Source organism: Pseudarthrobacter sp. BIM B-2242, assembly GCF_014764445.1.
Classification (GTDB): domain Bacteria; phylum Actinomycetota; class Actinomycetes; order Actinomycetales; family Micrococcaceae; genus Arthrobacter; species Arthrobacter luteus_A.
Genome location: NZ_CP061721.1, coordinates 3,563,124 through 3,584,181, shown reverse-complemented (window position 1 = coordinate 3,584,181; position 21,058 = coordinate 3,563,124). Strand labels below are relative to the sequence as shown.

General features: G+C 66.4%; 17 protein-coding genes. 10 read left to right on the top strand and 7 right to left on the bottom strand.

The genetic code is table 11. The features are described from left to right. Nucleotides 1-71: 71 nt before the first annotated feature. On the top strand, nucleotides 72-692 hold the full coding sequence (locus IDT60_RS16580; RefSeq protein ID WP_191079876.1) for a PadR family transcriptional regulator: 621 nt from the start codon (nucleotides 72-74) through the stop codon (nucleotides 690-692). Between the two features lie 26 nt (nucleotides 693-718). Here the strand turns inward: IDT60_RS16580 and IDT60_RS16575 are convergent, their stop codons facing one another. The 6 genes from IDT60_RS16575 to IDT60_RS16550 form a co-directional block, all read right to left on the bottom strand. After that, nucleotides 719-2,443, bottom strand: a complete 1,725-nt coding sequence (locus IDT60_RS16575) for a CocE/NonD family hydrolase (protein ID WP_191079875.1) — start codon at nucleotides 2,441-2,443, stop codon at nucleotides 719-721. Beyond that, entirely contained in the window at nucleotides 2,436-3,404 is a 969-nt protein-coding gene (locus IDT60_RS16570; protein WP_191079874.1) for an MBL fold metallo-hydrolase, read from the bottom strand. The genes IDT60_RS16575 and IDT60_RS16570 overlap by 8 nt, the downstream gene beginning before the upstream one ends. Next, nucleotides 3,401-4,333, bottom strand: coding sequence for an alpha/beta hydrolase (locus IDT60_RS16565; protein WP_191079873.1), 933 nt, complete (start codon nucleotides 4,331-4,333; stop codon nucleotides 3,401-3,403). The genes IDT60_RS16570 and IDT60_RS16565 overlap by 4 nt, the downstream gene beginning before the upstream one ends. Nucleotides 4,334-4,338: 5 nt before the next feature. Then, nucleotides 4,339-5,466: an NAD(P)/FAD-dependent oxidoreductase gene (locus tag IDT60_RS16560; protein ID WP_191079872.1), complete on the bottom strand. Its 1,128-nt coding sequence runs from the start codon at nucleotides 5,464-5,466 to the stop codon at nucleotides 4,339-4,341. Nucleotides 5,467-5,532: 66 nt separating this feature from the next. After that, entirely contained in the window at nucleotides 5,533-6,486 is a 954-nt protein-coding gene (locus IDT60_RS16555; protein WP_191079871.1) for a phosphotriesterase, read from the bottom strand. A gap of 48 nt (nucleotides 6,487-6,534) precedes the next feature. After that, the gene (locus IDT60_RS16550; protein ID WP_191079870.1) at nucleotides 6,535-7,545 is read right to left on the bottom strand and encodes a phosphotriesterase; all 1,011 of its coding nucleotides are present in this window, start codon (nucleotides 7,543-7,545) and stop codon (nucleotides 6,535-6,537) included. 306 nt (nucleotides 7,546-7,851) lie between these two features. Between IDT60_RS16550 and IDT60_RS16545 the strand changes: the two genes are divergently transcribed. The 5 genes from IDT60_RS16545 to IDT60_RS16525 all read left to right on the top strand — a co-directional run bounded on the left by IDT60_RS16545 (nucleotide 7,852) and on the right by IDT60_RS16525 (nucleotide 12,856). Continuing rightward, nucleotides 7,852-9,576 (top strand): MFS transporter, encoded by a 1,725-nt coding sequence (locus tag IDT60_RS16545; protein WP_191079869.1) that lies wholly within the window; start codon nucleotides 7,852-7,854, stop codon nucleotides 9,574-9,576. A gap of 61 nt (nucleotides 9,577-9,637) precedes the next feature. Next, nucleotides 9,638-10,810, top strand: coding sequence for a cytochrome P450 (locus IDT60_RS16540; protein ID WP_191079868.1), 1,173 nt, complete (start codon nucleotides 9,638-9,640; stop codon nucleotides 10,808-10,810). After that, nucleotides 10,807-11,001: a ferredoxin gene (locus IDT60_RS16535; RefSeq protein ID WP_191079867.1), complete on the top strand. Its 195-nt coding sequence runs from the start codon at nucleotides 10,807-10,809 to the stop codon at nucleotides 10,999-11,001. The genes IDT60_RS16540 and IDT60_RS16535 overlap by 4 nt, the downstream gene beginning before the upstream one ends. Continuing rightward, a complete protein-coding gene (locus IDT60_RS16530; RefSeq protein ID WP_191079866.1) occupies nucleotides 10,998-12,203 on the top strand; it encodes an NAD(P)/FAD-dependent oxidoreductase in 1,206 nt (401 codons plus the stop codon). Before IDT60_RS16535 ends, IDT60_RS16530 begins: the two co-directional genes overlap by 4 nt. 38 nt (nucleotides 12,204-12,241) lie before the next feature. Beyond that, nucleotides 12,242-12,856 carry a TetR/AcrR family transcriptional regulator gene (locus IDT60_RS16525; RefSeq protein WP_164204984.1) on the top strand — a complete coding sequence of 205 codons (615 nt, stop codon included), beginning with the start codon at nucleotides 12,242-12,244 and terminating at the stop codon, nucleotides 12,854-12,856. 3 nt (nucleotides 12,857-12,859) lie between these two features. Here the strand turns inward: IDT60_RS16525 and IDT60_RS16520 are convergent, their stop codons facing one another. Beyond that, nucleotides 12,860-14,194 (bottom strand): ammonium transporter, encoded by a 1,335-nt coding sequence (locus IDT60_RS16520; protein ID WP_223883767.1) that lies wholly within the window; start codon nucleotides 14,192-14,194, stop codon nucleotides 12,860-12,862. A 307-nt stretch (nucleotides 14,195-14,501) separates the two neighbouring features. Between IDT60_RS16520 and IDT60_RS16515 the strand changes: the two genes are divergently transcribed. From IDT60_RS16515 to narJ, 4 genes are all read left to right on the top strand, one after another. Then, nucleotides 14,502-14,900, top strand: coding sequence for a hypothetical protein (locus IDT60_RS16515; RefSeq protein WP_191079865.1), 399 nt, complete (start codon nucleotides 14,502-14,504; stop codon nucleotides 14,898-14,900). Between the two features lie 112 nt (nucleotides 14,901-15,012). Next, complete coding sequence (locus tag IDT60_RS16510) at nucleotides 15,013-18,723, top strand: nitrate reductase subunit alpha (protein WP_191079864.1); 3,711 nt, start codon at nucleotides 15,013-15,015, stop codon at nucleotides 18,721-18,723. Continuing rightward, nucleotides 18,723-20,441: a nitrate reductase subunit beta gene (gene narH, locus IDT60_RS16505; protein WP_191079863.1), complete on the top strand. Its 1,719-nt coding sequence runs from the start codon at nucleotides 18,723-18,725 to the stop codon at nucleotides 20,439-20,441. Before IDT60_RS16510 ends, narH begins: the two co-directional genes overlap by 1 nt. Then, nucleotides 20,438-21,058, top strand: a complete 621-nt coding sequence (narJ, locus tag IDT60_RS16500) for a nitrate reductase molybdenum cofactor assembly chaperone (protein ID WP_191079862.1) — start codon at nucleotides 20,438-20,440, stop codon at nucleotides 21,056-21,058. The genes narH and narJ overlap by 4 nt, the downstream gene beginning before the upstream one ends.

The following is a 21,058-nucleotide window of genomic DNA, read 5'->3' as shown; positions in this document are numbered from 1 at the left end:
GTTACCGATATATCGTTAACTATCGGTGATCGGTTCACCGATTCCAGCGAACATGAAGGGACGATGCCACCATGAAAGGCATACACGATGAGAAGTTTTTGGAACCGCCATTCGGGCGGGGAAAGTTTGGGCGCGGGCGGGGACGCCGCGGTCCGCATGGCCACAGGGGTGGCGGGTTCGGCCCGGGATTCGGGCCGCGCGGCGGCTTTGGACCCGGCTTTGGCCCGGGGTTCGGGCCTGGCGGCGGGCCCGGTTCGAGGCGGGCCGGACGGGGTGATGTCCGGTGGGCCATCCTGTCGCTCCTGGCCGAAGCGCCGTCGAATGGTTACGGCCTGATCAAGACCATCGCTGAGAAAACCTCAGGGGCCTGGCGGCCGAGCCCGGGGTCGGTCTATCCCACGCTCCAGCAGCTGGTGGACGAGGAACTGGTGACACCACTGAGCGAGGGCCGGCGGACGGACTTCACGCTCACCGATGCGGGCAGGGCCTACGTGGCAGAGCATGCGGAGGAGCTTGAGAACGCCTGGAATAACGACGCCGAAGGGTCGGGGCCTGCGTTCCACCAGAGTGTGGGAAAACTGATGGGGGTCATCCATCAGTTCCGGACCGCCGCTACCGAAGAGCAGCGCACCGCGGCAATCGAGAAGCTCGACGAAACCCGCCGCGCACTCTACCGGATCCTGGCCGACTGACCAGGATCCGGCGTCGTGCGTTGACTTTAGTGGCCCTTGCCCGTGGTGAACGGCAGGACGAGCCGCGAATGGTGGGCGGCGTCGCGGTAGATCTTGTGGGTGACGGGGCGGCCCACCGGCAGGTGGAACGCGTCCGGAGGGAGGAGCGCGTTGTGCTCGTCGGCCAGCGGCTCGTCGTTGGACAGTTCCACCACCAGGCGGTGGCCCGGCATGAAGGTGTTTGCGAACGGGTAGAGGCGCAGCACGTACTCCTCGATCCGGCCCGGCTCCACCGGCACCGAGCGGGTGTGCGGGTGGTAGGGGTTGCCCTCGGTGGTGCGTTCGTCGAGCTCGCGGTGTGAGGCCTTGAGGTATCCGCTGGTGATGAGCTGGCGTTTGCCGTTGGGGGCGTAGTCCCAGAGGCGCATGATGAAGTTGGTGTCCGGCTGGTCGATCTCCGCGAAGATGTGCGCGGCGCCGGTGCCGATCAGCTCGGTGGCTGTCTCGAACGTATCGGTGCTCCAGGAGAGGATTTCCACCTTGTCCGTGACCGTCAGCGGTGCCTGGTAAAAGCCGTCCGGAGCGGCGTACTCGGCACCCATTGGCTCTGCTTCCGGGGACAGCTTGCCGCGCGGGCGCAGGTACAGGGACTTGTACTCCACGTCCTTCGGCGGCCACTGGTCCGCGGTGACCACCTCGCGGGAGCCCTCCACGAAGACACTCACGGCCGGCTCGTCCATGACGCCGTTGTTGATGCCCTTGATCCAGTAGTCGTACCACCGGAACATCTTGTCGTGCTCTTCGATGAAGGGGCGCGACTGCATGGGCGGGTAGGGGCCGATGTCCAGCTTCTTGGGGCCCTTGAGCCCGTTGTAAAGCTCGATGGTGCCGTCCAGGGTCCAGCCGCGGCCCTGGTCAAGCTGCAGGTAGACGGGGATGTCGATGTTCGGGGCCAGCGTGATCGGATTGCGCTCTTCGTACCAGTCGCCGTCGAGCTCGTTCATCACAATGTCGAACCAGGCCTCGTGGTTCTTGGGGTAGTTCAGCACGTGCACCAGGTTGGGCCAGGCGGCCACGTCCGGATCCTGCAGGCGCTCGGCCACAAGCTTCTTCAGCTCCTCGGGCGAGTACTTTTCGATCATGCGGGACTTGACGTTGTCCGTGAAGGCCCAGCCGGAGTCGCCGCCGCGGCCTTCACGGGCGGCACGGGGCATGAACCACATCACGCCGCCGTGGTAGGTGGTTTCGTAGAAGTCGTAGTGGCCGCCCGAGACGAAGATGGCCTTCAGATGTGGCGGGCGCTCGGCAGCTGCCAGGACCTGCATGGAGCCGAAGTAGGAGATGCCCACCATGCCCACGTTGCCGTCGCACCAGGGCTGTTCGGCAACCCATTCGATGAAGTCGTACGCGTCCTGGCCCAGAGAGACGCCGCCGGCGTTGTAGTTGCCGATGTGCTCGCCCCCGGACGCGCCGGAGCCGCGAAGGTCCCCGATCACGTGGACGTAGTCTTCCTTAACGATCCGGGCGATGTCGCCGGCCTCGATGCAGCCGTCCCACATGGGGCTGGGCCGGCGCTGCGGCGGGGTGGTCAGGGCGAGGGCCTGCAGTTCCTTGCCGTAGGGGCTCAGCGCCACCAGCGCCGGGCGTGGCCTGTCCTCGGTGCCCTGGTAGGCGTCCGCGGCGAGTTCAACGCCGTCGCGCATGGGGACCCGCAGGTCCTTGCGGACTGCAATTTTCTCAGCGCCGGCATTCACAAGCTGGAAGTCATCCACGAGTGCTCATCTCCTCATCTTCGGTCAAACGGCCGAACGTTGTGCGGTAGCCGTGCAGTGTTGTAAAGAATGGCGACGGCTCCAGTGTGGGATCGCCGTTGTAGCCCAGGTCCGCGGCCACACCGGCGAACGGTGAATACGGTGAGTCCGTATCCTGCAGCCCGGCCGCCAGGCAGTTGCACGCCGCTGCACTGACGCGGGCCTCGATTTCCAGGCTGGCCCGGAGCGCTTCCCGGGCCTGGTCGGCGTCGAGCTCCACACCGTAGGGTGTGCCCTCCGCGGTCCGGTAGGGGTGCCCCAGGTAGAGGTGCTGCGGACGGACCTCATCGGTGAGGTACTGGAGGCCGCTGCGGTAACCGGCCGGATCCACAAAGCCCGGGAATCCGTTGGCAGCACCATGGACCTGGACAGCGTCGCCGACGAACACGTCGTTCTGTCCGTCAATCACATAGGCCACCGACCCCGGGGTGTGGCCCGGGATCGAGTGGACGGAGACGGTGACGTCGCCGCCGAGGGAGATGGTTTCGCCGCCCCGCACCAGCAGCGTCGGCTCCATCTCGCCGGAGATGACGGCGTTGGTGGCTGCCGTCAGCTTCGCCTCGCCGTCCGGGTCATTCAGATACTGTGCGCGGCCGGCAAGGTAGTCGTCCACGTGGGCACGGCGTGAGCGGAGCAACGGTGCGTCAGCTTCGTGGATGACCACCTGGGCACGCCGTCCGGTGAGCTCCCACAGCGCGTACGCGCCGCCGATGTGGTCAATATGTCCGTGGGTCAGGAAGATCCAGCGGACGTCCTCGATGTTCCGGCCGATCGCCGCCAGCGCCGGCGCCATGCCTTCGGCGGGCGAGGAGGCGATCCCCGTGTCCACGATGGCAGGTTCCGGAGCGTCGATGAAGAAGCTGTAGAGCCCGAACCGGCCCCACGGGGAGACCAGGGGATGGACGGCGACCGGTTGGGTCACTGCCCGGCCCTCGCGGCCAGGAAGCCGGCTGCTTCGCGGAACGGCCGGTAGAACTCGGGGATCCAAGAGAAGTTCTGGACGAAGCCGTGGTTGGCGCCGGCGTACCGGCTTACGGTGGCGCCTACTCCGGCTTCCCGCAGACGCTGGGCGTACAGCTCGCCTTCGTCCCGCAGGGGATCGTGTTCGGCCGTGATGATGAGGGCCGGCGGCAGTCCGGTGAGGTCTTCCCGCTTGATGGGGGAGACCAGGGGATCGGCGGGATCGGCGCCACTGTCGAGGTAGAAGGCATTGAAGGGCTTCAGCCCCGCAGTTTCGAGCCCATACCCGACGGCGTTCTCCCGCATCGACGGATACCGCTCTTCATCGAAGTCCAGGTCTACCGACGGGTAGAACAGGATCTGGTGCGTGACGCCGTCGAACCCGTCATCGTGGGCCTTGGCGGCGACGGCGGCCGCGAAGTTGCCGCCGGAGCTGTCGCCCGCGATGGCGAGGTTCTTGCCGTCCCAACCCAGGGCAGTGCCCTGTTCGGCGGCCCAGCGGAGCACCGCGTAGCAGTCCTCGAGTCCGGCGGGGAACGCAGCCTCCGGGGCCAGCCGGTAGCCCACAGAAATGACCTTGTAGCCGGTCTCCTTGGCCAGCGCCCTGGCAACATGGTCGTGTGTGTCCAGGCTGCCCAGGAAGAACGCGCCGCCGTGGAAGTACACCAGCACGCCGTAGGAGTCGGCCTCGGCAGGCGTGTAGATGCGGACCGGCACCTGGCCGGATTTGGTGGCGGCCGTGAGGTCCTCCACGGCGTGCAGCGGCAGCCGGTCGGCAAGCGGCGCCACGTGTGCGGCCTCGCCGGCGCGCATGGCGGCAGGGTCCAACGGGGAACCGTCGGGCGCCGGCAGGGTAGCCAGGATCTTGGCAATTTCTGGATGGATGGTCATGGCGTTCAGGCCTTCGCTGCTTCTGCAGGCTGCTGCGAAGCCGGCTTTTGGCCCGGGAAGACGTCGTTGACCTCTTCCTCGCTCCAGCCCTGGCGAGAGATGCGCTGCAGTTCGTCGGTGACCGGCTTGCGGGTCGCCTGGAACAGTGCCAGTGCCTCCTTGACGGAACCGGCCTGCACGAGGGCATCGGCGAGCGCGCCGGCGTCCTCAATGGCGGAGTTCGCACCCTGGCCCTGGTGGTGCAGCATGGAGTGTGCCGCATCGCCCATAAGGACAACAGAGTCGGTGTGCCAGTTCTCGACGGGGTCGATGTCGTACACGGCGCGGATGTTCACGGTGTCCATGTCCAAACCGCGGGCGATCGCCACGATCCGTTCGTCGAAGCCTTCCACGGTCTTCAGGAGTTCATCCTTGGTGATGGCGGGCGCCCAGGTGCTGTCCGGGTTCAGGGCGGTGATGTCGAAGGACATCTGGTTGCGGTGGCGCAGCGGCAGCAGGTAGACCTTGGTGCCCTTGCCGATGTACATGCGCAGGTTGTCGTCGGTCACCATGCCGTGGGCATCGTCGGCGGAGATCACCACGCGGTAGGCGTGCTCGCCGGAGAACACCGGGCCTTTGTCGCTGAAGAGCTGCTCGCGCACTGTGGACTTGATGCCGTCGGCACCCACCACCAGATCGGCCTCGGCGGTCTTTCCATTGGTGAAGGTCAGGAGGGAGCGGCCGCCGTTGTCCTCGATGGACTCCAACCGGTGGCCGAGCTGCACCATGCCCTCCGGAAGCACGCCGACGAGGGCCTCGATGAAGTCGCGGCGGTGGATGAGGTACGTGTGCTTTTCGTCGCCGAATTCCGGCCAGGTGTCCTTCATGATGGGCTCACCGGTGGCCGTGAGGATCTCGAAGTAGTCGCTTGCCGAGCTCACGTTGGCGATAGCGTCGAAGATCCCCCACTGGCGGAACCGGGCCATGGTGGCGGGGCGCAGGCCGATGCCGGCGCCCACCTCGCCCATCCGGGGAGCCTGCTCGTAGACCGTGACGTCTGCGCCGAGCAGGCTCAGGGCCTTTGCCGCGGCAGCGCCGCCGTAGCCTGCGCCGATGACGGCGATCTTGAGGTTCTTGATGTCTTCAGCCTTCATTGGATGAGTCTCTTTCATGAGCCAGGCGGCGCCTGGGAGGGGTAGTTGTGGCGGGTCTGTCCGGGATCAGGCGTGCAGCGACAGGAAGTCGGCAGGGTTGTCCTCAAGCAGGAGTTTGAGGGTGGCGTTGTCGATCCCGGCGGCGCGCATATCGGGGATCATGTCCTCGAAGATGTAGTTGATGGTGTGGCCCTTCACCCCCGGCCAGCCCAGCGGGCTGCAGTTGGCATCGGCCGAGACCAGGAGCTTGTCCGCATAGCCCTTGTTGACGAGCTTGACGAAGTGCTCCATGCGTTCGGCGCGCTTGCGGCCCCAGAACGGCGGATCCGGCAGTTCGAGGTCGTAACCGAAGGTATCGAACCCGATGCGGCCGCCCTGCTCGTAGATCCAGTCGTGCGGGGTGACGGGAGCGTTCAGGCCGTCGTCGGCGTGGCCGAAGAGCACACGGTCCAGCGGGAGGCCCTCTTCGTTGAAGATGGTTATGGCCGGTTCCGGGTCGATGGCCAGGTGCGTCAGGATCGGGGCGCCGGTGACGACGGCGGCGCGCGCCGCGGCGCGGTAGATGCGCTTATCGAGGTCCGTCATCCGTCCGCCGCGGCTCACTCCGACCTTGATGACGCCGGCCTTGGCGCCGGTGTCGCCGATGCCGACCGTGATCTCGTGGATAAACACCTTCGCGAGGTAGTCCACGGTGGCGCGGGAGAAGTGCGGGAGGGCGGTGTCGCCGCCCACGAAGCCGGTGCAGGCCACGATGTGCACGCCCGTCTTCCGGGACAGCGACTTGTAGTAGTCCACGTCGCGGCCGTTGCAGATGCCCGTGGCATCCACGAAGGTACCGCCGCCGTATTCGCGGAACTTCCGCAGCTTCGGCACGGTTTCCTCGTACGCCTGTTCCGGCGTTTTCCACCACTTTGTGTCCAGCTCGGAGCCGGGCATGCCGTAGCCGATGTGTTCGTGGACGGCCACGATTTCCAGTTCTTCGGCCGGGATGGTTCCCAGCACGGTGTTGACCTTGGTCATTCGTTCACCTCAGGGGTTCGAAAGCTTGTTGGATGGCAGCCGGCGTGCTTAGCGCACGGTCAGCAGGTTGCGGGGGTTGTCCACGAGGATCCGCCGGGCGTCTTCTTCGCTCAGGCCCCGGGACTTAAGGAAAGGCACAAACGTGGTCAGGACGTGGCTGAAGGGCAGGTTGTACTCGGGCACGCCCTTGGCCACGCCGATCGAGTTGCCCGAAAGAAAGATCTTGTCCGTATGACCGGCCTTGACCAGCTCGAGGACCAGCTCGGCGCGCTCCTGGTCGGTGACGTAATCGGCGTGGTCGTTCAGGCCCACATGGTCGATGCCCACGAACGCCCCGCGGGCCGCCACCTGGACGGCCGAGTCCTTGGCGTCCCGGCGGTCGAGGCCGCCCACCAGCACCCGGTCGGCCCCGATCTGCTCGTCCAGGACGATGTCCAGGTCATGCAGGGCGTCAGCGCCGAACCGGATGGAGACCGGCACGCCGGTGTCCCGGGCGGCGCGGGCGGAGCCGCGGAACAGGCTTTCTTCGGTCGGAGTCATACCGGAGCGGTCGGCGATAGTGGCCACGATGCCGGCAGCTGCGCGGCGCTCGACCCGCGGAATCACCATTCCCTCAGTGACCTCTTTGCCGAAGAGATCGGCGAACTTCTCGGCAGGCCACGGTGTGGGCGGGTTGGTCTGCGGGGTCAGGAAGTAGCCGCCGAGTTCCTCCTCGGGGCCAAGGCCGGTGGAGGCAATGATGTGGACGCCGGTGGAGCGGGACAGTGCCTCGTAGAGCTTGAGGTCCCGGCCGTGGAACATGCCGGTGCTGTCCACGATGGACCCTCCGCCGTGCCCGCGGAACTCAGTGAGCTTTGCGGCCAGGACCTCGAAGATCTCCGCCCGGTCCATGGAGATGTCCGGGGCGTACTGGGCGCCCGGGAGGACCGACAGGAGCGCCTCGTGCACCGCCACCACGCCCAGTTCGTGGGCGGGAACGGGACCGAGGACCGTGTTGACTGTCGGCCCGGCGGGGGCTTGGGACGCGTCACCGGCGGCGACGGGTGCGGTGTGACTCACTGGGCTTCTCCCTTGAAGGTGGGGTTGCTGAATGCTGGGGATCGCGGAGCCGGACTGTGCAGGCCCTCCGTTGCAGGTGTAGCCAGCATCACATATTTCTATACACAGTGTCAAGGAAATAGTCGAGGTGTTTTGTGGATTTTAATCTTGGAGTTTATGAAGCACACGCTTCGTAGTCTCTCTTGACATTGTGTAAAGCTTAGCGCCAGAATGTGGGCAGCGCCACATCCAGTTGGCCCCGCCGGACAGACACCGGTTCTTTGGGGCAACACGTGAAAATCGACCGGAGACAAGGAAGTTTCATCGATGAGTCAGACCTTCAAGGTGTCGAGCCGCGGCTCGGTACGGGCCACCTTTGTGGCCGCCTACAGTGCGGTAACGCTGGCCCAGATCACCAACGCCCTGCCCGGCGCCCTCAGCGGCACGTTTGCCGTGGAATTCCGCACTTCGGGGGCAGGCCTGACGTGGATCGCGGGCATGTTCCTGATGGGCATTGTGGTGTTCGAGCTCAGCTGGGGCCTCCTGGGCGACATGTTCGGACGCAAGAAGCTGCTCTACGTCGGAGCCGCAGTCAGTGTTGCCGGCTCCGTCCTGGCAGCGCTGGCGCAGACCACCGAAGTGATGATCTTCGCCCAGGCGGTCGGCGGCATCGGGGCGGGCATCCTGTTCCCCATTTCGCTGTCCATGATCGCGGCGATCACGCCCGACCACCGTGCCCGGGCCAAGGTCATCGCCACCTGGGCGGGGTTCCTGTCCCTCGGCGCGGTGATCTCCCCGGTGCTCGCCGGATTCACGGCACAGTTCTTTACCGTGCCGGGCGTGGCTCCGGGCGCCCCGAACACATTCAGCGGTTGGCGGGCGGCCTACCTGATCGCGGCAGGCCTTGCCGTGCTGGTGCTCATGGTCGCTCTCCGGGCGAAGGACTCTGCGGCTGCGGACGGGCGGCGCAAGCTCGACCTGCCCGGCCAGGCGACGCTCGCACTCGGCCTGATCGCTGTCCTCTACGCCACGGTGACCGCGGTGGACGCCGGCTTCGGCAGCGCCCAGGTGATTGCCAGCTACGTCGTTGGTGTCGTCCTCCTTGCTGCCTTCGTCATCATCGAGTCACGCACGGCCGAGCCATTGATCCACCTCTCGCTGTTCAGGAACAGTGCCTACTCGATCACCGGCATCGTGGCCGTCACCGGCATGTTCGCCTTCCTCGCGATCTGCTTCAGCACCAGTGTCGCCGTCAGCGGACTCGCCCTTGCCGAGACCTGGAAGGTCGGTGTGCTCTTCGTCTTCATCCAGGGTCCCGCGTTCGCCTTCATCCCGGTGGTGGGATGGCTTATTCACCACGTGGCCCCGCGCTGGGTACTCACCGCGGGCTTCGCACTAATGGCCGTGTCCGGTTTCTGGCTCTCGACCTTCGCCCTCGGCACCCCGGAGGCCTTCGGCGGGTCGCCGTGGACAGCGTTCATCCCGCCGCTCCTGGTGCTGGGCATCGGCTTCGCCCTCACGGTCGGCTCCGTCACCGCTGTTGCCATCAACACCGTTCCGCCCCGGCAGATCGGCATGGCCTCGGCCACAACGAACCTCCTGCGTGACCTCGGCTTCGCCCTCGGTCCCGTTGTCGGCTCAGCCATTGCCTTCGGTATCGGAGCCACGGCCTTTGCGGGTCCCCTTGCCGGGATCCTCGGCGGAGCCGGGCTGCCGGCCGAGGCCGTCAGTGGGCTGGCGAACATACCGCCGTTGGGCTTCCTCTCCGGCTGGGACGGCGTGATCGCGCAGTTCTCCGGCCAGGCCGCAGCCGGCGGCGCCCCCGCTCCCGCCGTCGACGGTATGGTCCAGGCCCTCAACGCCGCCCAGCCGCAAATCCAGGGCGTTGCCGGGACCTCGCTGGGCCAGGGATTCCAGGCCGTGTACTTCACGGCCGGCGTCGCGGCCATCCTCTCCGCCATCCTGACCCTGTTCATCTCCGCCCGGTCCTCGGCACCCATGACCGAGGCCGTCGCTGGGACCACCCAGGAAAACGCCGGGGCTGTTGTCTAGCTGACCGTCTTATTCCACCAAAAACTTCACCGAACCATTTCCAAGCCGCAAGGAGAATATTGTGACTGCACCCGTCCAGTCAGACATCGACATCTGGGATGACAACGTCCTCGTTGACCCCTACCCCACCTACGCCGCGCTCCGCGAGCAGGCCGCCGTGGTCCACCTCCCCAGGAACGACCTCTACGTCCTGACGCGCTACGACGCCATCCGCGACGCACTCGGTGATCCGGAAACGTTCTCGTCCGCCAGCATCGGCTTCAACCCCATGGTCAACGAGGCACTGCAGGGCACCTCCCTGGCCTCCGACCCGCCCCTGCACACCCAGCTGCGCGCAACGCTCTCCCAGAACCTGACGCCCCGGGCGCTCCGCGGCCTCAAGGTCACCATCGACGAAAAAGCCGACAAGCTGGTTGCCGAGCTCGCCGAGAGCGGAAGCTTCGAGGCCATCGATTCCCTGGCCCGTGCATTCCCCATCGAGATCGTTGCCGACCTCATCGGGTTCCAGGGACACGTCAAGGACAACATGCTCCGCTGGGGCCAGGCCGCCATGCAGGTCATCGGCCCGCTCAACCAGCGCACCCAGGAGAGCTTCCCCATCGCCGGGGAACTCTACGGCTGGTGCTCGTCGGTTACCGCCGAAGACCTCGCCGCCGGCTCCATCGGCCGTGGAATCTTCGACGCCGAGACCCGGGGCGAGATTCCCGAAGGCACCGCAGGGCACATCATCCACCAGTACCTGGGCGCCGGCGTCGATACCACCATCGCCGCGATCGGGAACATCGTGGCGCTGTTCGGGCGCCATCCCGAGCAGTTCGACCTGGTCCGGGCCAACCCGGATCTGGTTCCGGCTGCCTTCGCCGAGGTGCTGCGCTACTGGGCGCCGGTCCACATCTGGGGCCGCAAGGCAACGCGCGACGTGGAGATCGACGGCGTGACCATCCCCGCCGGCGCTCAAGTGGGGATCCTGTTCGGCGCCGGAAACCGCGACCCGCGGCACTACGAAAACCCGGACAGTTTCGACGTCGCGCGCAACCCGGTGGACCACCTGTCCTTCGGTTACGGCCCGCACGGCTGCGCCGGCCAGGGACTGGCGAAGCTGGAAGCACACGCCGTCATCGAAGCCCTCGCCCGCCGCGTGCAGACGCTGACGCTCGGTGACGAGGTCCGGGAACCGAGCAATATTACGCGGAGCATCGAGAAGCTCCAGGTCGAAAAGGTGGTGGCAGCATGAGGATCGAACTCGACCGGCCGCGCTGCGAGGGTCACGGACTCTGTGAGGAAGCCGCGCCGGCGCTGATGCACCTGGACGACGACGGCGAACTGGTCATCGATGTCCCGGAGGTGGACGGGGCGGAGCTTGACGCCGCGAAGGCGGCGGTCCGGATTTGCCCGGTGGCCGCGCTGCGATTGGCCGCGGCATGACAATGCGCCGGATTGTGGTGGTTGGCAACGGGATCGCAGGGCTGACGGCCTGCGACTCGCTGCGGTCTGCCGGTTTTGACGGCGAGCTGACGGTGGTGGGTGCCGAGCGGCACCAGCCGTACAGCCGGCCCGCCCTGTCGAAGGCCCTGCTGCACGGTGTTAACGGGAACGGCGAGGACAACCTGCAGGCCCACGAGTTGCCCCGGCCCACCCATGAAGCGACCGAACTGCTGGGCGTGAGCGCCACGGGCCTGGATGTTGATGCGCGGCTGGTGCGCCTGGAAGGAGGCGGCGAGCTGCCCTATGACGGGCTGGTCATCGCCTCCGGTTCCCGGGCGAAGCGCCTTGCGGCGGGACTGCCTGAGGAAGGTACCCGCACTCCGCGGGAGCTGACGCTGCGCACCATCGAGGACGCGATCCTCCTCAAGGAACTGGTGGCTTCGCGGCCTTCGGTGGTGGTCATCGGCGGCGGCCCGCTCGGCATGGAGGTGGCCTCCGGGTGCCTCCACGTGGGCTGCGACGTCACGCTTGTCTCTGATGCCACGCCGCTGTCGCGGCAGCTGGGTGAGCATCTGGCCGGTATCTTCACGTCCGCCGCCATCCGGCGCGGCCTGAAAATCATCCGCGGCGGGCGGGCCCGCCTTTCGGATTCCGACGACGGGTCACAGGTGGTCCTGGCAGACGGCACCACGGTGGCGGCGGACCTCGTGGTCACCGCCATCGGGGACGAGCCGAACGTTGAGTGGCTGGCCGGCTCGGGACTCCTCGACAACGGTTCACTGAGCGTGGATTCGCGTGGCCGGCTCCGGCCGGACATCGTGGCCGCCGGCGACGTGGCATTCTTTCCCACCAGCCGCGGCGTACAGCGGATTCCGCTGTGGACGAGCGCCATCGACCAGGCGAAGGCAGCCGCCGTCGGACTTCTGCAGGGTGACGCCGCGCCCGGGTTCACCTTCCAGCCGTACTTCTGGACCGAGGGATTCGGACTCTCGCTCAAGGCAGTGGGCTTCACGCCCGTGGCCGGCACTCCCGATTTCTGTGATCCGGGTGACGGTACGGACTCGATGCTGATGCGCTGGGACAACCAGGACGGTTCCGGCACAGCCGCCGCGATCAACTACCGGATCCCGATCCCCAAACTGCGCAGGCTGGCCAACGCCGGTCCGGAGGCCCTGCAACGGACCGCGCCCGCAGGCGTCTGATGTGTCCGGCCGCCACACCCCACGGATAGGATGGACGCATGTCGTCGCTGCGAGAAGCCCAGAAACAGCTGACCCGGGACGTGATCGTCGAGCGGGCACTGAAGTTGTTTACGGAGAAGGGCTACGCCGCCACCACCATTGACGAGGTTGCGGCGGCGGCCGGAACCACGCGGGCAACGTTCTACGCCTACTACCCGTCCCGCAGCGATCTGATGCGTGACTTCATGGCGCGGGTCAACGCCGTGCTGGAGCGCGCGGATGCCCCCGAACAGGGCACCACCGCCCCCGAGCTTGTGGACGTTGTGCGTGCAGGCGAGCTGTCCGGCATCCTTGCCTGGCTGGAGTCACGGGCGGCTTTGTGGCCGGTTTTCCGCCCCTACCTCGACGTTCTCGACGAAGCCGCAGCCGTGGACCGGGACGTGCGGGCCATGCTCGAAGAGTGGCACGAAGAAGTCATTTCCGACATCGTGCGGGGCATGCAGCTGGCCGGCCGGTTCCCGGAGGAAACGCGCCACATCAGGGGAACCCTCGCCTTCACGTCGCTCGATTACGTGGCCACGCTGTGGACCCGCCGTAAGTTTGAGCCGAACCGTGAGCATGCGCTCGAGGTGTTGGCAGACAGCTGGTACCACCTGCTGTGTGACGAAGGCTGAAGCCTAGGCGAAGGTATTTTCCTTGCCCCGACGGGCGTAAACCTCCGCGGCCGTGTCCCCGCCGGCGACGGCAGGTGACAGCTGGTGGTGCCCCGCGGGGTTGAAGCTGCGGCCCGTTTCCGTAAACGCGTAGGCACTCTCTGCGTGCTCGGACAGGTCCACTCCGACGGTCTCGGCCTCGTGGCTGACGCGGAAGCCGATAAACCGGTGGATGGCCCGGCCAATGACCAGGGTGACGATGCCGGACAGCAGCACGGTGACCACCACGGCCGCGGACTGTGCCACCAATTGCTGGAGTCCGCCGCCATAGAACAGGCCGCCGCCCTGGCCGTCCACCGGGAGGGCGATGAAGCCCAGCGCCAGGGTTCCGATCAGGCCGGCTCCGAGGTGCACACCCACCACGTCCAGGGAGTCGTCCAGGCCGAAACGGAACTTCAAGTCAACAAATACGCAGCAGGCCGCTCCGGCCACCAGGCCCAGGCCGACTGCGGCCACTGGACTGATGTTGGCACAGGACGGCGTGATGGCAACCAGGCCGGCCACAACGCCAGAGGCTGCGCCCAGGGACGTGGGGTGGCCGTGGCGGACCTTTTCCGTGAGCAGCCAGCTCAGCATGGCCGCGGCCGGGGTGACCAGGGTGTTGATCCAGACCAGGCCGGCCTGCTCCGCGGTGGTGGCGGCGCCGCCGTTGAAGCCGAACCAGCCGAACCACAGGATGGCAGCACCCAGCATGATGAAGGGGACATTGTGCGGGCGGTGGCCGGGATCCTTGGCAAAACCGTGGCGCTGGCCAACCACCAGCGCGAGCACCAGGGCGGCCGTGCCCGAGCTGATTTCCACGACGGCACCGCCGGCAAAGTCGATCACCTGGCCGAAGACGGCGGTGATGGCACCGCCGGCGCTCATGAGGCCGCCGCCCCAGATCATGTAGGCGAGCGGGCAGTAGACCAGCGTGATCCACAGCGGGACGAACAGGGCCCAGGCGCTGAACTTGGCCCGGTCCGCAATGGCGCCGCTGATCAGGGCCACCGTGATGATCGCGAACGTGGCGCTGAAGCCGGCCTTGATCAGATCGGGTGAGCCCATCAGGTTCTGCAGGCCGAAGTTGGCGAAGGGATTACCGAAGATGCCAAGCACGCCCTCGCCCGTGGTCATGGAGTAGCCCCAGAGAACCCAGACAACACCAACGATGCCGGCCGAGATGAAGCTCATCATGATCATGTTGAGGGCCGCCTTGGCCCGGGTCATGCCGCCGTAGAAAAGGCCAAGTCCGGGAGTCATCAGCAGCACCATCGCCGCCGCGATCATCATCCAGACATGTTGCGCAGTGATGTCCACGCCGGTTCCTTCCATTGATCCTGATCACCCGGACATCTGGCCCGCGCAATCCCCCTGGTCAATAGTTGTGGCCTCTTGTTTCCGTCCATGCCGCGCTGCGTTGCGGGGATGTTACGCAATTTGGCGCTGTGTGAATACCGCATGGCGGTCATGTTTCCTGCACGTTACATAGTTGCTTTCGCGCGGTGAAAAGAGGGTCCGGAGCGGAGGCCAGCGGCCCGTGATTTCCTCTGGATGAACGGCCGCTCACTACCGGGCTGAGCGGCCGTAATTATCGGCAGCCAAGCACCACCGGTAGCATCAACTTATGCCCACTGTGCTTGAAATGGCAGGTCCCATTCTGGAGATACTGACTTGGCTGTGCCTGCCCGCCGGGCTCGGCCTGCTGTTCTATTCGGGCATCCTGCGGCGCTTTGTGCATCCGTGGTCAGAAGCTGAAGCTGTGGTCTACGCTGACGAGAGCGGAACAGGTTTTCGCTGGTTTGACCGCAAGTTCCAGGTTCATCACGCGCCGATGTCGCCCCACGACATCAAAGACCTGGCCGTCGGGGACACCTTGCCGATCTACTACCACCCCAAGCGCCCCACCCAGTGGCAGACCGCAGCGCCGGAAGAGGTGGCGAGGACCGCCGTCGTACTTGGCCGCGTTCTGACCGGCATCGGGGCAGCAGCCCTGATCGCTGGTTTTCTGCTCCCGATGTTCTAAAGGCTCCCGGGGAAAAGGGTTGCCCTTGACCCGGTGCCTACCCTACGCCGTCGCTTTCAGGTAGGGCCCTTCGATCTGGAGTTGCGGCCCGCCGAGGCATAGCGTGTTGCCCATGGCTGCCGGACCCCATGCGGGGTTGGATGGACCCGCATCAGATGCAATGTTGAAGCTGGGCCGTTTCTTCACGAAATGGGACCAGACAGAGGACGGCAGGGCGGTGTTCCGGGAGGGCGGCCGCAAAGGCGACATCTTCTACCGGGACCGCTGGAGCCACGACAAGGTGGTCCGGTCCACGCACGGGGTGAACTGCACCGGTTCCTGCTCCTGGAAGGTGTACGTCAAGGACGGCATCATCACCTGGGAATCCCAACAGACCGACTACCCCTCGGTAGGCCCGGACAGTCCTGAATACGAACCACGAGGCTGCCCTAGAGGGGCAGCCTTTTCGTGGTACACCTACTCACCCACGCGGGTCCGCTTCCCCTATGCCCGCGGCGTCCTGGTTGAGATGTACCGGGAAGCCAAAGCCCGCCTCGGCGACCCGGTGCTGGCCTTTGCGGAGATCGCGGCTGACCCGGAACGCCGCCGCCGCTACCAGCAGGCCCGCGGCAAGGGCGGACTGGTGCGGGTCTCGTGGCAGGAAGCCATTGAGATCGCGGCCGCGGCGCACGTGAACACGATCAGGACCTACGGGCCGGACCGGTGCGCGGGCTTCTCGCCGATCCCGGCGATGTCCATGGTCTCGCACGCCGTGGGAACCCGCTTCATCCAGCTCATCGGCGGGGTGATGACGTCCTTCTACGACTGGTACGCGGACCTCCCCGTTGCCAGCCCGCAGGTTTTTGGCGACCAGACCGACGTCCCCGAATCCGGGGACTGGTGGGACGCGCGCTACCTCATGATGTGGGGCTCCAACGTCCCGGTGACCCGGACCCCGGACGCGCACTGGATGGCCGAGGTGCGGTACCGGGGCACCAAGGTGGTCACGGTCAGCCCGGACTACGCGGACAACACCAAGTTCGCCGACGAATGGCTCCCCGCCCAGGCCGGCACCGATGCCGCGCTCGCCATGGCCATGGGCCACGTCATGCTCAAGGAATTCTTCGTGGACCGGCAGGTCCCCTTCTTCGCTGACTACGTGAAGCAGTACACGGACCTCCCGTTCCTGGTCCGGCTGGTGAGGAACGACGACGGCGCCCTGACGCCGTCGAAATTCCTCACCGCGGCGGATCTCCCGGGGGAGTCCGGGGCTGAGGACGCGGCGTTCCGCACCGTCCTGTTCGACAAAAAGGCGGGACGTCCGGCGGTGCCCAACGGCTCCCTGGGGTTCCGCTATTCGGCAAGCGGCGAGGGCAAGTGGAACCTGGACCTCGAGGGGATGGACCCGGCGCTGTCGCTGCGGGAGGTCTCCGGCGAAAGCGCCGAGATCCTGCTGCCGTGCTTCGAGGACGCCGGGGGAGCGGGCAGCGTCCTGCGCCGTGGCGTGCCCGTCCTTGAGATGGAGGGCCACCTGGTCACCACCGTGTACGACCTGATGCTGGCCCAGTATGGCGTGGGCCGGGCCGGGCTTCCGGGCGAGTGGGCAGCGGGCTATGACGACGCCGCCACCCCCTACACCCCGGCCTGGCAGGAGGAGATCACCAGCGTTCCGGCACAGGCCTGCATTCGCGTGGCCCGCGAATTTGCCCGGAATGCCGAGCAGTCCAAAGGCCGGTCCATGATCATCATGGGCGCCGGGATCTGCCAGTGGTTCCACGGCGACACCACGTACCGGGCCGTGCTGGCCCTGGTGATGCTGACCGGCTGCATGGGCCGCAACGGCGGCGGCTGGGCGCACTATGTGGGGCAGGAGAAGACCCGGCCGGTCACCGGCTGGCTATCGCTGGCCAACGGCCTGGACTGGTCGCGGCCGCCGCGGACCATGATCGGCACGGGCTATTGGTACATGCACACGGACCAGTGGCGGCAGGACGGCTACTCCGCGGACGCGCTGAAGTCCCCGCTGTCCACCGGAGCCCTGGACGGCATGCACACTGCGGACGCGCTGGCCCAGTCCGCGCGGCTGGGATGGATGCCCTTCTATCCGCAGTTCGACCGCAACCCGCTGGACCTCGCGGACGAGGCGGAGGCCGCCGTCGCCGCCGGTTCCGCGAAGGACACCCCCAGCTACGTCGCGGAGGCCCTGAAGAACCGCACCCTGAACCCGGCCATCGAGGACGTGGATGCCCCGGAGAACTGGCCGCGGACCCTGGTGCTGTGGCGCTCCAACCTGTTCGGTTCCTCAGCGAAGGGCAACGAATACTTCCTGCGGAACCTGCTGGGCACCCACAACAACGTCCTGGGCGAGGACCACGCCGAGGGGCTCAAGCCCCGGGACGTGAGATGGCATGAGCAGGCACCGGAAGGAAAGCTGGACCTGCTGGTCTCCGCAGACTTCCGGATGACCTCCACCACGCTGCTGTCCGACGTCGTGTTCCCGGCCGCCACCTGGTACGAGAAGCACGATCTTTCCTCCACCGACATGCACCCGTTTGTCCACGCCTTCAGCCCGGCGATTGACCCGCCGTGGGAAACCAAAACGGACTTCGACACGTTCCACCTGCTCGCGCGGGAATTCTCGCGGCTGGCAGCAACCCATCTGGGCGTCAGGCGGGACCTGGTCAGCGTGCCGCTGCAGCACGACACCCCCGGCCAGCTGGCGCAGCCCGGCGGGATCGTCCGGGACTGGCGGGAAACCGGCATCCCCGCGGTGCCGGGGCAGAACATGCCCGTCTTCTCGGTGGTGGAGCGGGACTATACGGCCATCGCGGACAAGCTGGCCGCCGTCGGGCCCCTGGCTGACAAGCTGGGCTTCACGGTCAAGAATGTCACCTACAAACTCGCCGGCGCCCTGGACCGGCTCAGCCGGTCCAACGGCGTGATGCTCGGCGGCGCCGCGGACGGACGCCCGGCCATCGACACGGATGCGAAGCTCGCCGAGGCCATTCTGGCCTTCTCCGGGACCACCAACGGTGCCCTGTCCGTGCAGGGCTTCAAGGACCTGGAAGTTCGGACCGGACGGAAGCTGGCGGACCTGTCCGAGGGCTCCGAGGAAAAGTTCATCACCTTCGCCCAGACCCAGGCCGGCCCGGTCCCGGTGATCACCTCGCCGGAATGGTCCGGCTCCGAAACCGGCGGGCGGCGCTACGCGCCCTTCACCATCAACATCGAACGGCTCAAGCCCTTCCACACCCTGACCGGCCGGATGCACTTCTTCCTGGACCACGATTGGATGACCGACATCGGCGAGGCGCTGCCGATCTACCGCCCGCCGCTGGACATGCACCGGCTCTTCGGCGAGCCCAGGCTGGGCAGCAACGGGCAGCTCGAAGTGGTGGTCCGGTACCTGACGCCGCATTCCAAGTGGTCCATCCACTCCGAATACCAGGACAACCTGCTGATGCTCTCGCTGTCCCGCGGCGGACCCACGGTCTGGATGAGCCCTGCCGACGCCGAGTCCATCAAGGTCCGGGACAACGAGTGGGTGGAATGCCTGAATATCAATGGCGTCCTGGTGGCCCGGGCAATTGTCAGCCACCGGATGCCGGCCGGCGTGGTGTACGTCCACCACGCGCAGGAACGCACCATCGACGTGCCGAAGTCCGAGGCGACGGGCAGGCGGGGCGGCATCCACAACTCCGTCACCCGGCTGCTGGTCAAACCCTCGCACCTGATCGGCGGCTACGCGCAGCTGGCCTACGCGTTCAACTATCTTGGCCCCACCGGGAACCAGCGCGACATGGTTGCCACCGTCCGCCGTCGTTCCCAGGAGGTGCAGTACTGATGCGTGTAATGGCTCAAATGGGCATGGTCATGAACCTGGACAAATGCATCGGCTGCCACACCTGTTCGGTGACCTGCAAACAGGCCTGGACCAACCGTGCCGGCACCGAATACGTCTGGTTCAACAACGTGGAAACCCGGCCCGGCCAGGGGTATCCGCGGCGCTACGAGGACCAGGAGAAGTGGCAGGGAGGCTGGGAACTGAACAGGCGCGGCAAGCTGGTCCTCAAGGCAGGCGGCCGGGTGAAGAAACTCTTCGGGATCTTCGCCAGTCCGGTCCAGCCCGAGCTCAAGGACTACTACGAGCCGTGGACCTACGACTACAAGACCCTCATCGACGCACCGCTAGGGGATGACTTCCCGGTTGCGCGGCCCAAATCCCTCATCACGGGGGAGGACACCAAGATCACCTGGTCCGCGAACTGGGACGATGACCTCGGCGGCTCCACTGAGCACGGCCACCTGGATCCGATCGTGGAGAAGGTCCGCCGCGAGTCCGAGGACAAGATCAAGTTCGCGTACGAGCAGACATTTATGTTCTACCTGCCTCGGATCTGCGAGCACTGCCTGAACCCCTCCTGCATGGCGTCCTGTCCCTCCGGCGCCATCTATAAGCGGGTGGAGGACGGGATTGTCCTGGTGGACCAGGACAAATGCCGCGGCTGGCGGCAGTGCGTTACGGGCTGCCCGTACAAAAAGATCTACTTCAACCACAAGACCGGCAAGGCCGAGAAGTGCACCTTCTGCTATCCGCGGGTGGAGGTGGGGCTGCCCACGGTCTGCTCCGAAACGTGCGTGGGCAGGCTGCGGTACCTGGGGCTGTTTTTGTACGACGCCGACGCGGTTACCGCAGCCGCCGCTGTCACCGACCCGCAGGAACTCTACGACGCGCAGATGGACGTCCTGCTCGACCCGAACGACCCCGCCGTCCAAGCCAACGCCCGCGCACAGGGCATCCCCGAGGACTGGATTGACGCCGCCCGGCGCTCGCCGGTGTACGCGCTGGCCAAGGTCTACAAGGTTGCCCTGCCGCTGCACCCGGAATACCGGACCATGCCCATGGTCTGGTACGTGCCGCCGCTATCGCCCGTGGTTGACCTGCTGCGCGACCAGGGGCACGACGGCGAGGATCACGGCAATCTGTTCGGCGCCATCGACGCGCTGCGCATCCCGGTGGAATACCTTGCGGAGCTGTTCACCGCCGGGGACGCAGACAGGGTCACCGGGGTGCTGAAAAAGCTTGCCGCCATGCGCTCCTTTATGCGCGGCATCAGCCTCGGCAACGATCCGGACGAGTCCATCGCAGAGGCCGTGGGCATGGACGGCCAGACCATGTACGAGATGTACCGGCTGATGGCCATCGCGAAGTACGACGAACGGTACGTCATCCCCAAGGCCCACGTGGAACAGGCCCACGATCTTGAGGAGATGGGCTGCTCACTGGACTTCGACGGCGGCCCGGGCATGCAGGACTCGTCCCCGTTCGGCGAGGCCAGCGGCAGGCCGGTGCCGGTTGCCGTGGAGACGTTCAACGCCCTCCGCGACCGGCAGACCTCTGATGCCGCACCCGGTGAATCGACTCTCCGGGGCCGGGTAAACCTGCTGAACTGGGATGGCACCGGGGCGCCGTCGGGGTTGTTCCCGGAGAAGCACATCCCGGAGAAGCCCGTCCCGGAGAAACCCGCGCCCGAGAAGCGCGCGCCTGAGGACCGGCTGTGAGCCGGCGCGACCAGGTGGTCTACATGGCCGCAGCCTGGTGCCTGTCGTACCCGGACGAGGACCTGATAGCCAAGGTACCGCTGATGCGGGCCGCCCTGGCCGAGTTTCCCGGCGCGGTCCAGGACTTCGCAGCGGTCCTGGACCTGCTCGAATCCTCCGGACCGATGGAGATCCAGGCCTTCTACGTGCGGGAGTTCGACCTGGGCCGGCGCCACGCGCTGCACCTGAGCTACTGGACGGACGGCGACACCCGGCGCCGGGGTGAAGTCCTGGGCAGCTTCAAGAAGGCTTACCGGCAGAGCGACATCCTGGTGGACACGCGGGGCGAGCTGCCTGACTACCTGCCCATGGTCCTCGAATATGCGGCGCTGGTGGACCTGAGCGCCGGCCGGGAACTCCTCATCGGCTACCGTGCCAGCCTCGAGATGCTCAGGTTCGGCCTGCTGCGGGACGAGCTCCCGCATGCCCGGATCCTGCAGGCCATCTGCGACACGCTGCCCGGGAAATCGCCGGCCGACGAACAGGCCGTGATGCGGATGGCCGGTTACGGGCCGCCTACCGAGGCCGTAGGGCTGGACCCGTATGACCCGCGACTGCTGCCCGTAAAGGGGACTTGA